The 15114-nt window shown below is 48.8% G+C and carries 13 protein-coding genes; 9 read left to right on the plus strand and 4 right to left on the minus strand.

Features of this window, described 5'->3' with window-relative positions; translation table 11 throughout:
* From ACYVGO_RS32220 to ACYVGO_RS32235, 4 genes are all read left to right on the plus strand, one after another.
* Window positions 1-914 (plus strand): sterol desaturase family protein (locus tag ACYVGO_RS32220; RefSeq protein ID WP_460972847.1); only part of this gene is annotated, 914 nt, incomplete at its 5' end.
* A 45-nt stretch (window positions 915-959) separates the two neighbouring features.
* Complete coding sequence (locus ACYVGO_RS32225; RefSeq protein WP_460972848.1) at window positions 960-1142, plus strand: hypothetical protein; 183 nt, start codon at window positions 960-962, stop codon at window positions 1140-1142.
* A 31-nt stretch (window positions 1143-1173) separates the two neighbouring features.
* Entirely contained in the window at window positions 1174-1551 is a 378-nt protein-coding gene (locus ACYVGO_RS32230; protein ID WP_460972849.1) for a transposase, read from the plus strand.
* Window positions 1552-1626: 75 nt separating this feature from the next.
* The gene (locus tag ACYVGO_RS32235; RefSeq protein WP_460972850.1) at window positions 1627-2490 is read left to right on the plus strand and encodes an IS3 family transposase; all 864 of its coding nucleotides are present in this window, start codon (window positions 1627-1629) and stop codon (window positions 2488-2490) included.
* A gap of 172 nt (window positions 2491-2662) precedes the next feature.
* Here the strand turns inward: ACYVGO_RS32235 and ACYVGO_RS32240 are convergent, their stop codons facing one another.
* From ACYVGO_RS32240 to ACYVGO_RS32255, 4 genes are all read right to left on the minus strand, one after another.
* A complete protein-coding gene (locus ACYVGO_RS32240) occupies window positions 2663-3301 on the minus strand; it encodes a response regulator (protein WP_460972851.1) in 639 nt (212 codons plus the stop codon).
* 12 nt (window positions 3302-3313) lie between these two features.
* Window positions 3314-5173, minus strand: a complete 1860-nt coding sequence (locus tag ACYVGO_RS32245) for a sensor histidine kinase (RefSeq protein ID WP_460972852.1) — start codon at window positions 5171-5173, stop codon at window positions 3314-3316.
* Window positions 5174-5252: 79 nt separating this feature from the next.
* A complete protein-coding gene (locus tag ACYVGO_RS32250; protein WP_460972853.1) occupies window positions 5253-7124 on the minus strand; it encodes a sensor histidine kinase in 1872 nt (623 codons plus the stop codon).
* Window positions 7121-9043, minus strand: coding sequence for a sensor histidine kinase (locus tag ACYVGO_RS32255; RefSeq protein ID WP_460972854.1), 1923 nt, complete (start codon window positions 9041-9043; stop codon window positions 7121-7123). Before ACYVGO_RS32255 ends, ACYVGO_RS32250 begins: the two co-directional genes overlap by 4 nt.
* A 143-nt stretch (window positions 9044-9186) precedes the next feature.
* Between ACYVGO_RS32255 and ACYVGO_RS32260 the strand changes: the two genes are divergently transcribed.
* From ACYVGO_RS32260 to ACYVGO_RS32280, 5 genes are all read left to right on the plus strand, one after another.
* Window positions 9187-10707: a flavin-containing monooxygenase gene (locus ACYVGO_RS32260; protein WP_460972856.1), complete on the plus strand. Its 1521-nt coding sequence runs from the start codon at window positions 9187-9189 to the stop codon at window positions 10705-10707.
* 72 nt (window positions 10708-10779) lie between these two features.
* Complete coding sequence (locus tag ACYVGO_RS32265) at window positions 10780-11346, plus strand: hypothetical protein (protein ID WP_460972858.1); 567 nt, start codon at window positions 10780-10782, stop codon at window positions 11344-11346.
* Between the two features lie 29 nt (window positions 11347-11375).
* Window positions 11376-11795, plus strand: coding sequence for an SRPBCC family protein (locus tag ACYVGO_RS32270; protein WP_460972859.1), 420 nt, complete (start codon window positions 11376-11378; stop codon window positions 11793-11795).
* A 207-nt stretch (window positions 11796-12002) separates the two neighbouring features.
* Window positions 12003-12446, plus strand: coding sequence for a hypothetical protein (locus tag ACYVGO_RS32275; protein WP_460972860.1), 444 nt, complete (start codon window positions 12003-12005; stop codon window positions 12444-12446).
* Between the two features lie 230 nt (window positions 12447-12676).
* Window positions 12677-14470, plus strand: coding sequence for a hypothetical protein (locus tag ACYVGO_RS32280; RefSeq protein ID WP_460972861.1), 1794 nt, complete (start codon window positions 12677-12679; stop codon window positions 14468-14470).
* The last annotated feature ends 644 nt before the right edge of the window (window positions 14471-15114 follow it).

Here is a 15114-nt window from a genome sequence, read left to right on the forward strand (position 1 = left end):
TCCCTTTAGAGCGACTGTGGACCGTCGAAAAAGCGGCACCAGACCTTATCGTCTGGGCAGCCCCGGTCATGTTTTTACTGACCGGAATAGAAATTCTGATTACGCATTTTCAGGAGAAGCCCTATTATAATAAACAGGAAACGATTGGGTCCATTTTAGTGGGTTTAGGCTCAGTTGTGATTGGAACCAGTCTGAAACTCGGCCTGCTGTATGGGGTCGTCTGGCTTTACAACCTGCTTCCCTGGCGCATGTCACTTCAGTGGTGGACGTTTATTCCCTGTTACCTCATCTTTGATTTTTTTAGTTATTGGGCGCACCGCATTTCGCATGAACGTCGATTCTGGTGGACAACCCATGTAGTTCATCATTCCAGTGAGCATTACAATCTGACGGTTTCATTCCGTCTGAGCTGGATTCAGAACTTAAAGGTTATTTTTTTTCTACCCGTAGCCCTGATCGGGTTTCACCCCATCATTTTCTTTACGGTTAGCCAGGTAGCCGTCCTGTTCCAGTTTTGGGTGCACACCGAGTACATCCGTCGGTTGCCGAATTGGGTCGAATTTATATTCGCCACGCCGTCTAACCACCGGGTACATCATGGATCGCAGGAGAAGTACATCGATAAAAATTACGGGGCTACGTTTATTATTTGGGATCGGTTGCTGGGAACCTACCAGCCTGAAGAGGAAGCGCCGATCTACGGTATCACGACGAATATTGGCAATAAAGCGAATCCAATCCACATCAATTTTCACGAGTTCATTGACATGGTGAATGACGTGCGAAAAGCTCGTGGCCTTCGACAGAAGCTCTTTTATCTTTATGGCAGTCCCATTGCCGTTTCACAAAAAAAACAGGAGCTTGTCAACGTAGAGACCGTTTCGGAGGATGAATTAGTTGAACGGGCGGTATAACGAACAGATTACTATCAATACACATTTAAACAATTCGATCACGATATGGAAAGCGAAGACAGAGAAGATATCATCCGGGCCAAACAGGCCATTTCACCGAACGGACTGGAAAACCAGTCGGCCGAAGGACACAGTGGCGTAGGCAGTGAACAACCCGTCAGCGATTTACCAGATGAAGAGCTGCCGAACGACGATCTGAACGAGGAATACTGTCTTACACTGAAATAGATTGTCAGATTTTCACCCAAAATCGACAACTATGCAAGACCACATTCGCGACCTGTTGAGTCGCTTTCAGTACAGCGAACAACTCCGAGAGACCGACGTTTTTCGTATCCTCTTTGGCGGTGAAGAAGTAAGCCAGGTAATGGAGGATTTAGGCATTCACAGTGGCCATACTCTACGTAGCTGGGTCCAACTCTATCGCCAGAAGATGAAGACGGGCTTGCTAACTTTACCCGCCATGAAGCAAGCACAAAAGCGCGACATGGCCGCCTTAAAACAGCGTAATGAGGAGTTGGAACAGACTCTACAGCAAGCCAATTTGCTGATCTTAGCGCTCAACACCATGATTGAGACCGCTGAAAAAGAATTAAACGTGCCGATCAGAAAAAAGTCTGGCACCAAACGGTCCTAACCCTTCGTGAAAACGAGATAGCAAAGGTGAGTGTCGGAAGCCTTTGTCGACTGTTTGCCGGGCCGCCGGAGCTGTGTGAGCCGACAAGCATTTCATGCTAGAAAACAACGTGCTCAGCGATCGGTGAGTCATGCGATGTTAGTATTAGACCTGGTGACGGCGCTCAGACGAGATGTGCCTGGCCTGGGCACCCGGAAATTACATCTTCTGTTGGCAGAGCCATTAGCCAAAAGTGGCATCAAATTAGGGCGTGATAAGCTGCACAAGATCTTATACAATCATGCTATGGTTATCCGTCAGGGTCGACAGACGCCACGAACAACGGATTCTAATCATCGCTTACAGAGATATCCTAATCTGCTTATTGATAGGGTTATAAATGCTCCCAGGCAGGTTTGGGTTAGCGATATAACTTACTTGTATATTGGGTTGGGATTTGGTTATCTATCGTTAATAACGGACGCTTATTCAAAGCTGATTGTGGGCTACTGCCTTCATCCATTCTTGACGGCAGAAGGCAGTCTAAAAGCCCTGGATTTGGCTCTATCAACCCACTTGGAAAGGGAAGACGAACTGATTCATCATTCTGATCGAGGCAGCCAATACTGTAGTTTTGACTACGTTCGCAAGTTGAAAGGAGCGAACATTTTGATCAGTATGACTCAGCAAGGCGACCCTTATGAGAACGCCATCGCTGAAAGGGTGAATGGAATTCTAAAGACGGATTTTCGGCTAAACCGAGTGTTCGTTACTTTTGAGGAAGCTGAGAAAGCGATTCATAAAAGTATTTATAATTACAACCACCTGCGGCCCCATATGAGCTGTGGTTACCTGACACCAGTGATGGCTCATCAGAGCGAGCAACCGTTGAAAAAGTACTGGAAACCGAAGGTATATAAACGGTCAAAGGTTGTCCGGGATCAAGGCCAATTTGGGTAAGTATATCCGTTTTATCTACTTTGACAATGCTATATCAGGATTAAGATTGACGAATATTTTTTAACTCAAAAACTGACAACTTATTTTCAGGATCGGACAACGGTCAACACTTTTCCGGACGGGTCAATTTTTACAAGCTTTCAAATACAATTTGTAGCCTGTGTATCACATCTTACGCCAACCCATGTTCTACGGCAAACTTCACCAGATCGGCAGGTTTGTTGATGCCCAATTTCAGATTGATATTGTTCCGATGCGTTTTCACGGTAGCCACGCTCAAAAACAGTTTATCCGCCATTTCTTCGTTTGTAAAACTCTGCCCGACTAAGCCGATAATCTCGATTTCGCGCTTGGTCAGTTGAAATTGCTTTTGAAACGAATCGTCAACGTGTTGATTGGGTGTCGTGCTTTTGGTGAGTTTTGGGTCGTAATAGCGCTTACCAGCTAGTACAGTTTCGATAGCAGTCAGTACTTCATCCACACCGGAATTTTTCAGGATATAACCTGGCACGCCCATCCGCTGGCAATCTTCCACAAACTTGCGGTCGCTGTACATGGTGAGCATGATAATTCGCACCTTCGGATAGCTTTTGAGTAGTTTGTCGGCCACTTCCAGTCCATTCAGGTGTGGCATATTGATATCCAGCAACACGACATCGGGCTGCATCCTAAGGACGGCATCAAGTACGTCTTTTCCACTGAATACCTGCCCAACTACCTGAAGAGTATCTTCGGCAGCGAGCATCATTTTCATGCCATCATTAAAAAGTTGATGGTCATCAGCGATGAGAATTTTGGGGGAAGTGTCCATGATTGAGCTTAATTAAGGGTAAGGTATTTCGGCCAGCACCGTTACACCGTCGGGGCTGATATTAGTGTTGATGGTTCCGTTTATGAACGCCACTTTCGAGTGCAGGTTGTTGTATTGGGGAGGATTTGGGCCATCATCTTCAGATAGCAGCGTCAGGCTGTTGTCGCCAAAAATCAATTGAAACGTAGCATGGGTGGCGGCCGAATTCTTTACAATGTCATTAATGAGTTCAGCTGCGATACGAAAAACCTGCACTTCCGTATTGGCATTCAACCGCCGTTCTGGCCCGCTTACGATGTACTGGAATTTTATATCGGTACTGACAGATACCTTGTCGATGGTCTCGGCCAGGGAGTTGGCTAAGCCTAGTTCAGCAAAATTCTTGGGCATCAGATTGTGCGATACCATGCGCAGGTTGTCCACCGCCCGAACCAACAGTTGGCGGGCTTCTGTCAATAATGGAAACCGCTCCCGAACGTCGGGTTTACGGAGCACACTCGACACATAGCCAATAGCCGTTGACAACATAGCCCCCACATCGTCGTAGAGATCTTCCGCCATACGACCCCGCTCAATTTCGAGCGCTTCGATAATGCGATCAGACTGGGCCTGCTCGCTTTGATGAAGAGCCGTTAGCAGTTGGTTATTTCGCTGGCGATAGTTGGTGAACCCGAAATAAAGTACACCCATCGACATCAAGACCAGATCGACTAAATAATTAACCAGCACAAGCCCTTCATTCGGCATCGGAAACAGTGCCTGGCCCGCCCGTGTCAGCAGCAGGTTGGCAAAAAACAGGAGTAATGTCAGCACCTGGATGGCCGTGATAGCTGCGTAAAATAGAATAATTGGTTCACGTCGATAGCTGCGTTCACGCAGACTCAGTACCGCTAACGGAAGCACCAGTAGTGAAAAAAACAGGGTTTGCCAGACCAGTACCCGGAAATAGAAAGACGGCACAGCCTTAAACAACACGAGTCCGATCGTTAAAACAATACTCGCAATGATCGTGTATTTAAATCGGTTAACCCAATGAATAATGCGGCTGTTATCTTCCCGTTGGCCAATAAACCGCTGCATAAAATGGGCGTGGGCCAGCACAATGAGCCAGGTGGAGATCGTCTGCGGATACCAGGCATTAATGACGGGTGCATTGGGCCAGCCGTACTGAAAGCCCAGCCCTGACGCAGCCATCAGGTTAAACGCAGTAACCACAATGACAGCCATAAACCAGCCATTAAGTGCGTCGGACGTGGCGAGCCAGACCATGCCATTCAGCAGCAATACCAGCACCGTTAGCCCGGCCAGCATGCCCCATAACAAATACCGCTGCCGGTCGTGGCGTTCAAATGCATTTGAGTCCCATACAGTTAATTGAGTGCTTAGAATTTCGTTGTGTTTATCAAGTTTGATAAATACGTCGGTGGGCCAACGAGCATCAGTAAGTACAGGAAATATCCAGTTAAAATGCGGAAATACGCGTGACCCAAACGGCAATGAATCGCCCGTAATAACCTGCCTGACCGTCTTTTTATTCACGACCTGATAAAAGTCAACCTGATTAATACGTGGATTGTCAATTTCCAGATAAACGACTTGCCGACTACTGGCGGGGGCCAGTTGCAAATGAAGCCAGTGGGTGGCAGACGTGTAGTTTTTCAGTAGGCGATTACCCGGTAAGACCCGGAATTGTTCCCGTTCGTGAAGCGATTGAATCTGGGCCAGGGTTAGCTGCCGGGTTGAATCGGCAAAGGTGTCTGCAAAGCCACCAACCAGCAATGGTTGCCCCAGCCTGATGAAGGCCGGGTGTTGCGCATAACCGGAGCCTATGGTCAGCGCAACTAATAATGCTATGTAACGGATTGACGCCAAGGCGCTGAGTTGGTTGATAGTTTATCAAAAGTAAGCGGATGGACCGCTTGATAACATACAAACAAGTTTGTATATTTTATTAGCCGTCTATACATATCACTGTCCCATTTTCGCCTGTTTGTGTGGTAACTATTGCCCCCAGCATTTGGGCGCGGGCAGAGAGATTTTTGAGACCAATACCAGCCTGCTTTTGGATTAGCATCGGATCGAATCCCTGACCATTGTCAGATACACTCAGTTGCCAGCCATCGGGCTTCTGCCGCAAAATGACCTGACCCTCCGTAGCGTTGGCATGCTTTATTAAATTGCTAATCAGTTCATTAGCTACTCGATAAAGCTGCCTGGTTTGCGTGTTCGATAAATTACATACGTCTGTAGTACCGCCCATTTCGTGGGTGAAGGATATATGTACCGAACTGGTTTGGCTGCGTTGCCGAACCAGTTCGGCCAGGGCAACCGGGAGGCCTTTTTGCGCCAGATCGGGGGGAATACTGTCTCGGAGAATCTGCTCAAGGCAGTCGTCCGTTTTATCAATCAGGCCAACGGCTTCGTTCAGCAAGCTTGAGGGGGTTAGCGTAGCCAGCAGCGAGCGGGTTTGGGTAAGTCGGCCACCCACATCCATTACAATGAGTGTTCCCACCTGTTGCCGTTCCGATTCCAGCACATCGATAACCACTTCGTTGGTAAGTTGCTGGGTCTGGGCCAGGCTAATCTGTAGCCGCCGGTGTTCGTCCAGCGATTTGCGATACCGGTAGGCCAGCAGGTATGAAAACACAACAAGATCGATGAAAAAGACAATCATCAAAATTAGGTAAGGCTCCACCAGAAATAGGCTTTCGCGTTGATAGCTCATCATATTCTGGCTCGCGACAACCAATTGTCCAGCCGTCTGAATTCCGAATCCGATGGCATATAATCGCTTTACGGCATCGGTACTTCTTAATCCAACCACCATATTGGCGATAACCACCAAAAGAAAGGTGTTGGTCAATACCGTATGTATTTGCCGGATCAGCCGATTTGCGCCCGCGTAAGATTCAGTGATGCCGGTTAGCTGGCAAATTACCAAGCAAATAAACAGCGCAAAAATGACATATTGGAGTACCTGAGTTGCCCAAAAGGCGGGTTTCGATTCAGCCCGCAGATTCAAAAAATGCTGTTGAAACAGGAGCATAGCGGGCAGGTATAACCAGAGGGCTTCAATTACGGGGTCCGGTTGATTAATGGCGGGCGTGGATGGCCAAAGAAACTGAAACCCCAATCCGGTATCGGCAAATTGCCGGAGGGCCAGACCTGAAATATACAAGCCGTAATAGGCATAAATCGGATCACGGGTGGTACTAAAAAACAGGAAGGACAACCCAACAATTAACCCCACAACGCCCGAAAAAATACCCCACAAAAAATACTCCCGTTGTTCTTTATCCTCAAAATCGCGGGTGCGCCAAAGGGTTAGTTCAGTGGCCAGATTCTTATATCGATTGTCGAGCCGGAGATAATAATCAGCCTGTTCACCGGGCTCAACATTGAGCAAATAAGCAAAGGTCTTCGTCGGTGAGGGCCGCTGGACAAAGGGCAGGCGACTCCCCGTTTTTCCCAGCGATGTAATACGCCCATTTTTCACCTCGAACAACTCCAGCCGGCCGATGGAATGATTGCGGATTTCAAACGTCAATTCCTTTGGTAACCGATCCGCTGCCAATCGAAATCGGAACCAATGGATGACCTCGGTATAACCAAAATTGATCCGACGTTTTCGAACTGGCGTGAAGCGATGCAACGAAGCTAAACGCATGGCATCCAACACTCTAGCTCGCCCACCAACATCCTCCCAGTGGGTATAAGGTGTAGCCTGCTCCGGCAGGGCATTCATCGACTGAAGATGGTACGCAGCAAGTCCCAGTATGGAAGCGACGACGACGACAAAGAGTAGAACCAGATTTCTAATCATACCTGTGCCGGATTAAGCATGAGCACACTCACCATAACCGAATTGCCCGTTTCGGTTGAGTCGATCAGTAACTCGGCTTTAAGCAACTCGGCTTTGGCGCGGAGATGATCGATAGTAGTAACGGACGAAAGGGCTGGCCCGCCGTCGTCCTCTACCGACAGATTCACTTGTTCCTCATGATACAGGAGCTGAACAAGGACTTCAGTAGCCTGCGGGTGCTGGCGGGCGTTGCGAATTAGTTGCGTGGCCAGGCTGAATAGCAGTTGCTCGCGGGGCTCGTCCATCGGCCGGGCTTCCCCCAAGCTCATGAACCGAACGGGTACTCCATGCCTGCCTAGTTTGCGGCAAACTTCAGCAATGGCATCCGCAAGCGGCTGCTCTACATTATGCCGGGGCAATAACTGGTGGGACAGGGTACGTAGTTCGTCAGCCGCTTCGTCAATCAGGCTCTGCGCCTGTGTCAAGGGTGGGGATGGCTCGGTTCGAAACAGGCGAGAAAGGTATCCTTTGGCGGTGGCCAGCAAGGGGCCAACGTCATCATGCAGGTCCTGAGCCAGTCGCTGCCGTTCGACTTCTAGCGACGTAATAAGCTGACTCTGAGCCATCTGCTGATTAGTCAGCAGCTCCAACTCCAATTGTTGGTTCTTTTCCTGAGCCTGCTTGTAGCGATACGTCAATCCCAACGTAAAAAACACCAGATCAATTAGTACGCTCATGCCCATTAGCGCGTACGTCTCTACATCGAAGGGAAGCGACCAGCCCCGTCCCTGGCAAAAGTTCATGAACGCCACGAGCACGTACCCACTAAATTGAACTGTTAGGGCGTATCTATAATAGCGTACTACTTTTTCGTCGGCGTGTTTAGTACGGCTTTTTTCATACAGGCTCAGCATCATCAGCAAGGCCATCATGGGTACAAAACAGGTCGTACCCAGGGACTCTAACCGGTACATATACGTCTCGCGGCCGGTAATTTGGAGCCAATGTACAGCAATGGATGCCGCCAGGGCTGTGGTTACCAAAATCCTGAACGCATTGACCCACCTATACATCCGGCTATTACGGCGATTTTGATGGATGAAATATTGCATGAATGTGGTTTGAGCCACCATAGCCGCCCAGATATAGAGGTAAACTGGTGAAAACTCGTTTAGGTACGGCACGTTCGGCCATAAGTACTGGAATCCCAGACCGGAGTCGGAGAAAAGGTGCATGGTAATGAAGTGCAGATACAAACTGTACCAAACGTAGATCCAGTCGCGCAGGGCCAGGAGCATAACCAAATTCAACACCAGCACAATGCAGATGATACCCACGTAGATGCCCCAAAAAAAGTATTCGGTGCGGTCGGAGGCTACAAACACCGGACGGTTCCAGAGCTGCATGGAAAACGATAAAATAGCGTACGGTTGCTTCACCCGCAGATAATACCCCGTTTGCTGCCCCGCTCGCAAGGTGATGGGAAATACATAATTATTATTCTGGTAAGGTCGCTGGGCGTAGCGAAACCGGTCGCCGGTTGGGCCGGCGGTTTGAATGCTGTCTCCGCTAACCTCGAACAGTTGGAGATCATCAATGTTGGCGTACTCTATTTCGAGCATCAGCCGGGTTTGCTGAGCAGTAGCAGGATTCTGAAGAGTAAAAAACAGCCAATGGGTATCAGTCGTATTGTAGCCAAAATCCTGCCGATCGGTCAGGCTAATCAAGGGCTGAAACTGGTCCATTCGCTGGCGTTCGATGACCTGCTGAATGCTCAGCTGACCCGTCGATTCAACGAGATGGAAGAGGTGATTTTGTAGCGAAACCTTACCCGTTGCATCAAACTGAACGGGGGCTACTCCTAGGGGCTGCCGGATTAACTGAGCGTTGACCACACCTGTCAGCAAAAGAAATACCCATAGGTAATAGGAACACTTCATGTTGATAATCAAGAGGAAGAACCTAAATAACGCCTTTTCGAGTGAAAATACAAACATGTTTGTATGGATTTACCCACCGGCTATCCGCCACCTTTGTATCACTCAGACGAGCTAAAAAATCTTCCTCTTTTTCTTACCAATTCATGAAAACGCAACAGAAAACAATCGGTATTATCGGTGCCGGTGTGAGTGGGTTAGCAACCGCCAAAACCATGCAGGAGCATGGTTTTGAGGTCGTTCTTTTTGAAAAAGAATCCGAGCTGGGCGGGGTCTGGACGTCCACCCGGCGGTACCCGAACGTGACCACGCAGAACACTCGGGATACCTACACCTTTTCGGACTTCCCGATGCCCAAACACTACCCCGAATGGCCCACCGGTCAGCAGGTGCAGGAGTACCTGACGAACTATGCCCGCTACTTCAAGGTGTTGCCTTTCATTCAGTTCAACACCACCGTTCAGCACGCCGAACCTATCGACGGTGGACGGGGCGGCTGGCTGCTTCACACGGCGCAACAGGGTCTGTCCAGTCAGCAGGCCGTTGATTTTCTTGTAGTTTGTAATGGGGTGTTCAGCGAACCCAATATACCCACCGTTCAGGGCCGAGAATTATTCAAGGGGCAGGTGATGCACAGCACCGAATTTCGGCAGGAACACCTCGACGCGGCTAAAACGCAGAAAGTAGCGGTGGTTGGTTTTGCTAAATCGGCTCATGATATTTTGTCGCAGGTAAGTTCGGTTTCTACCCAGCCGGTGTGTATTTACCGGGAAGCGAAGTGGAAAATGCCGCGTATCTTCCGAGGCCTCAATTTTAAATACCTGCTGCTACACCGCTTCGGCGAATCGCTGTTTCCGTACCGGTTTTTGTACGGCATTCATAAATTCCTGCACGGGCCCATGGGTAAACCCGTTACCAATTTCTTGGTGAAGACCATTGGTAATCAGGTGGCTTCTCAGCTAAAACTCAAACAAAGCGGTCTGCTGCCCGATAAGCCCTTCGACAGCATCGCCAACTGCTCCATTGGCCTGACCTCCGATAACTTCTACGAGCGGGCCGCTACGGGCGAAATCCAGCTCGAAAAAGGCGAAATCAGTCGCTTCGAAGCAGACGGTGTACGCCTGACCAATGGCAAAAAGATAGAAGCCGATATGGTGGTATTTGCCACTGGATTCCGGCAAACGGTGCCGTTTTTCGATGCAGTTATCAGTAATCGACTGCGAAATCAGAAAGGCTGGTTCCAACTGTACCGGAATGTGCTGCCCGCCGACGTACCCAACCTATCGTTTGTAGGCTATAACCCGTCTCTGTTTACACCTTTCACGTCGGAATTAGCTGCGCATTATTCGGCGCAATACGCGAAGGGGCAGCTTAATGTGCCCAGTGCCGAAGCGATGAAAGCCGAGATTGCCAGGCATCAGGAATGGCTCATGCAGCGGGTACCACACGGGCATTCGTCGGGGACGTGCATTATTCCTTTTTCGTTCCACCATGCCGACGAACTCATGCGCGATATGGGCCTGAAAACCCACCGAACCGGCAATCCGATCACTGAATTTATGGCTCCCTTTAATCCAGGTATGTATAAGGGATTAACGCAGGAATTGCAGACACTTCAGTCCGTAAAAACACCGGCAAGAACGAAAGAGTCGCTAGTTGAAGCTTAAAAATATAAACAAGGTTTTGTACAGACTGGTCTTCCGACTAGTCTGTGCGGACGTTTAAGTGACTTTCCAATTATGCATTCTCTATACAACTTCCTAAACCGCATGGCTAACGGGAAAACCGTGCTACTCCTGCTGGTTCTTTACCTAAGCTTCCCGGCCTACTGGCTCAAAAATGCGGAGAGCACCATCAATCAGTTAGCGGGTAAATCCATTGGCCCTATCGACCTGACCTTCGGCTTTAACACCGCCCGAACACTGACTATGGTAGCCGATTACGGCCCGGCGGCTCGCTCCTACTACGCCCAGATTGAAGTTACTGTTGATCTGGTTTACCCGCTTGTATATAGTTTGCTGCTGGCGGTTCTGCTGACGATGCTATTCCGCCACAAACCAAATCGAGGGTTTGTTGTACTGCCCTTTTTCACGCTGCTGTCCGACTATCTGGAAAACGCAGCCATTGTCACGTTACTCCTGAGTTACCCAACTCAATCGACGGTAGTCGCGGTGTTTTGTGAGCTGATCAAATTAGCCAAGTGGCTCTCGTTTGGGGTTACCCTTACACTAATCGTATACGGGTTTATCCTGAAAGGTATTAACCGGGCTAACCGGACAAGTACTGTTGTAAAAGATCTGCGTTAATGAGTAGTATAGCTAAATGAATTCGTACAATGGACATGCACTTAACGTTTACCATCGACCAGCCAGCCGATCTTGTTTTCAAGTACCTGACGGATATGCAAAAGTTTGCTTCGGTACATCCAGTCATTACCAAAATTGTCCCGGCAGGTAATCAGCAGTATGTTGTGCACGAAACCTTACGAATCGCTTTCCTGCCCGTTTCCTTTACTTATTCAGTGACGGTTGAGTCAGACCGGGCAAAAAACTGGGTGAAGATGCTGGCAAGGGTCATGAAATTAGTTACGATCCGCATGAACTTTACCATCCGTACCGAGAATAGTCGGACCGTAGTGGAGGAAATTATTGACTTCAACGCCCCGGTTCCGCTACAGTTTGTTATGCAGCCTATTTTCAGAAAACAGCATGAATTACTGTTCAAAAATATTGACGGCCTAAGCGAGTGTGAATAAACCAGGCGTCTAAGATTCTTCTTTTTTTCCGGTACATAGTAGTACAGCCGCCCCAACCGTTAGGACGGCTATATTTTTTCTAATCATCTGATTTCTTGAAAAATACAAACTTGTTTGTATGGATTTACCCCTCACCCATGTGCCACCTTTGTATCACCCAAACGGGACAAAATCAGTTCTCTTTTTTTAATCAAACCAATCAAAACCATGAAAAAAATATTCAGTATCATCGCCCTTCTCCTCATTGCCTTATCAGGTTACGCACAACCCGCCAAATACTCTTTTGAGGAGGTAGCGTACAGTCCCCGCGATCAAACCAAGTACGTAACATTTTATTCAACGGATATCGACGATGTAACTGGCGCCCCAAAGTACAAGGTAAAAGCCGCTATTGATATCAAGAATAATAAAGTAGTTGAGTGGTCGACGTATTTGGCTACTGCCGGCGTTTCGGGTGAAATCTGCATGAGTCAGATTACGCACATCAGCCATCTTTACTTAAGTACTCCCAACACGGGGGGCGTCGAGGCTTACGCCTGCAAGAATAAGTTTACCAATGTAGTCATTTATTTCCTGGCGGGTGCTACGACCTCCGACACACTCAAGTTCCTGATTTACGCACCATCGGGTCCACAAGACATAAAGTTATAAAGCCGGACAACAGGCAATCGAGCAGCCGGGAACCAAACGATCCCCCCGATTATACCGACAAATTACGTCCTCTTTTAATTAAGCCACCCGCGAACTGGCCCCGGCCAGTTCGCGGGTGGCTTGTACCCATTTTAGATCGTAACCCCTCCAAACCAGAGCTTGCTACTAACTGGTAATGAGGGAAATACAAACTTGTTTGTATTGGATTCAGGGTACTAAAACGGTCAATTTTGCAGGGCACCTCCCCTACTACAGATACCGTGAAAATTGCGCTGCTTTTCCTCTTTGCTTTCGACTTAGTAGGCAGGTCAGTTATGGCGAATGACTTGATGACCTGCCCGGATACCACAGGGTCAATACAGCCGGTTTCGGCAGCTCTGGTTCGGTCAGATACAATCCATCCGACCGAACCAGAGCTGAATGTTACTGGCGATCTGAACCTGACAACGAGTGTTTACGCCCTGCGAAATCAGGATACCACTTACGTTCTAAACTCTCCCTGGTATCTAAGCGGCACCCTGACTTTAACTACGCGTACGGGCTGGACTATTCCCCTTCAGGGCGTGTGGAGTACGCCAGCCAGCGGGTACGGGCAGGGGTATAATGCCATCGGGGTTAGCCCGCGCTACCAAAACTGGCTGATCCTGCATGGTGGCTACCGCAACGTGGAGTTTTCACCCCTAACGCTGGCGGGTCATACGTTTCTGGGTGCCGGCATTGAGTTGAATCCAGGTTTGTTGCGCGTTGGCTTCATTGCCGGACGGTTTAACCGGGCAGTTGAACCATCCACCACTGACCACGACCCAGTGCCCGCCTTCCGGCGAATAGGCTACTGTGCCAGACTGGGTATTGGGACGGATCGTAGCTATCTCGATATAATCCTGCTTCACGTAGCCGATGATGCCCGTTCTGTCCGCGCCGATAGTGTCTCGTGGCCGCTGCCCGCCGAAAACGCCGTGCTGGGCCTGAGTGGCCGGATTCAGGCCAACCGAAAATTAACCGTCGAACTGGATGCGGCTGGCAGTGCCTATACCAGCGACACTCGCGCTGAAGCCCCGCCTATAACCGGACCTGCCGACAATCCGTTTCGATACCTGAATTACCTGAATGGATTCAGCAAATTAATTACTATCCGGGCATCAACCAGCATCCGTACAGCCTTGCAGGCATCGCTTAGCTACCGCACAACCTGGGGCGATCTGAAACTCCGGTACAAACGCATTGAACCCGGCTATCAGTCGATGGGCGTGTATTATTTGCAGACCGATGTAGAGCGGTTTACAGTAGCTCCCACCATCCGGTTGTTTAAAAAACGACTTCAGTTGCGCAGCAGCCTGGGTTGGCAACATGATAACTTGTTCAATCAAAAGCGTATCCGCACCAACCGGCTGATTGCTTCCGCCAGCATCTCGTACGCATCCGATAACAATCTGACGGTCGAGCTAACGGGGTCTAACTACGGCATTACCCAGGCGGCAGGCTATCGCCCCCTCAATGATACAACCCGCGTGGCCCAAAACAACGGCACGCTGTCGGGTAGCGTGTTCAAGTGCTGGGCGAATAATACCCGACAGCACAGCCTGAACGGCTCGGCTACGTACCAGGCATTGCAGGACCTGAACCCCTACACCGCCGACGGGAACCAAAGCCAGAACTGGATATACGCGCTGGAGTATACATTTCAGCGATCGGCCGCCGGGTTGAATCTGAACATCAACTACAGTTATAGCCACTCCCGCGCTTCAGGATTGAGTTTTCTCGTTCACGGTCCTTCAGTGAGCATGGGCAAAAAGATAGGGAAAGACCACAAACTATGTGTATTGTTTATAGGGAGCTACCTCACAAACAAACAGCGCCTAAGTGATGCCGATGAGCTGAACACGGCTATAAATACTAGCCTTACCCTCGATTATCAGTTGACACCCTTACATCGTCTATCGGTGAACGGCACTATGCTTGTCAATCAGGGCGTACGTCCTTTTGGGCAGCAACAGGGTACAATTCAATATAGCGCGGCTTTTTAATGATTCTAAAATTAAAAAAACAGTTTTTTTCAGTAGTTACTTCAGTACTGGAAAAATAAGGGTGAATTAACCTGGGTATTCACCGATTTTGGCAATCGTAAACCCGAAGACCCAATTAATTACAATCTCGGACTAGCACACGGGTGTTTTTGCTCAACCTGTCAACAACAAGCCAGTGTGGTAGCTTTGCCGACAGTGTATGGATCAAGAAGACTTATTTGTTCACATTGTGGTTTCAATAAAGTTGCAAGCGTTTCTCAAACCTCTGCAGAACTACCGTCAGATCCTTATTTTGGCTTACCGCTTTGGTTGACTACTCCCTGCGGGACGAATCAGTTATGGGCGTATAATTATGAACACCTCAGGTTTCTACGTAACCATATTGAGGCTCAATTGCGGGAACGGACTGGGTTGGCCATGCGAAATCAAAGCCTGGGGAGTCGTTTACCCAAATGCATGCTTACCCGAAAGCATAGAGCACTTGTACTAAAATCAATCGCACACGTAGAGAAACTACATCAAAATTGACCTGGCTCCTTTCAACTGGGCATATTCTCCCAGCTATACTTATTTCTATCTTTTGCGTTGCTTGACAAGAAGCGTTATTATGAATAGGCGTTTAGATGTATCTTATGTTGGTTTGT

The sequence above is a fragment of the Spirosoma migulaei genome (assembly GCF_054776855.1).

Bases quoted from the DNA above. Each gene is read 5' to 3' on its own strand.
- ACYVGO_RS32225 (WP_460972848.1), top strand. From the start codon at position 960: ATGGAAAGCGAAGACAGAGAAGATATCATCCGGGCCAAACAGGCCATT.
- ACYVGO_RS32230 (WP_460972849.1), top strand. From the start codon at position 1,174: ATGCAAGACCACATTCGCGACCTGTTGAGTCGCTTTCAGTACAGCGAA.
- ACYVGO_RS32240 (WP_460972851.1), bottom strand. From the start codon at position 3,301: ATGGACACTTCCCCCAAAATTCTCATCGCTGATGACCATCAACTTTTT.
- ACYVGO_RS32250 (WP_460972853.1), bottom strand. From the start codon at position 7,124: ATGATTAGAAATCTGGTTCTACTCTTTGTCGTCGTCGTCGCTTCCATA.
- ACYVGO_RS32255 (WP_460972854.1), bottom strand. From the start codon at position 9,043: ATGAAGTGTTCCTATTACCTATGGGTATTTCTTTTGCTGACAGGTGTG.
- ACYVGO_RS32260 (WP_460972856.1), top strand. From the start codon at position 9,187: ATGAAAACGCAACAGAAAACAATCGGTATTATCGGTGCCGGTGTGAGT.
- ACYVGO_RS32265 (WP_460972858.1), top strand. From the start codon at position 10,780: ATGCATTCTCTATACAACTTCCTAAACCGCATGGCTAACGGGAAAACC.
- ACYVGO_RS32270 (WP_460972859.1), top strand. From the start codon at position 11,376: ATGGACATGCACTTAACGTTTACCATCGACCAGCCAGCCGATCTTGTT.
- ACYVGO_RS32275 (WP_460972860.1), top strand. From the start codon at position 12,003: ATGAAAAAAATATTCAGTATCATCGCCCTTCTCCTCATTGCCTTATCA.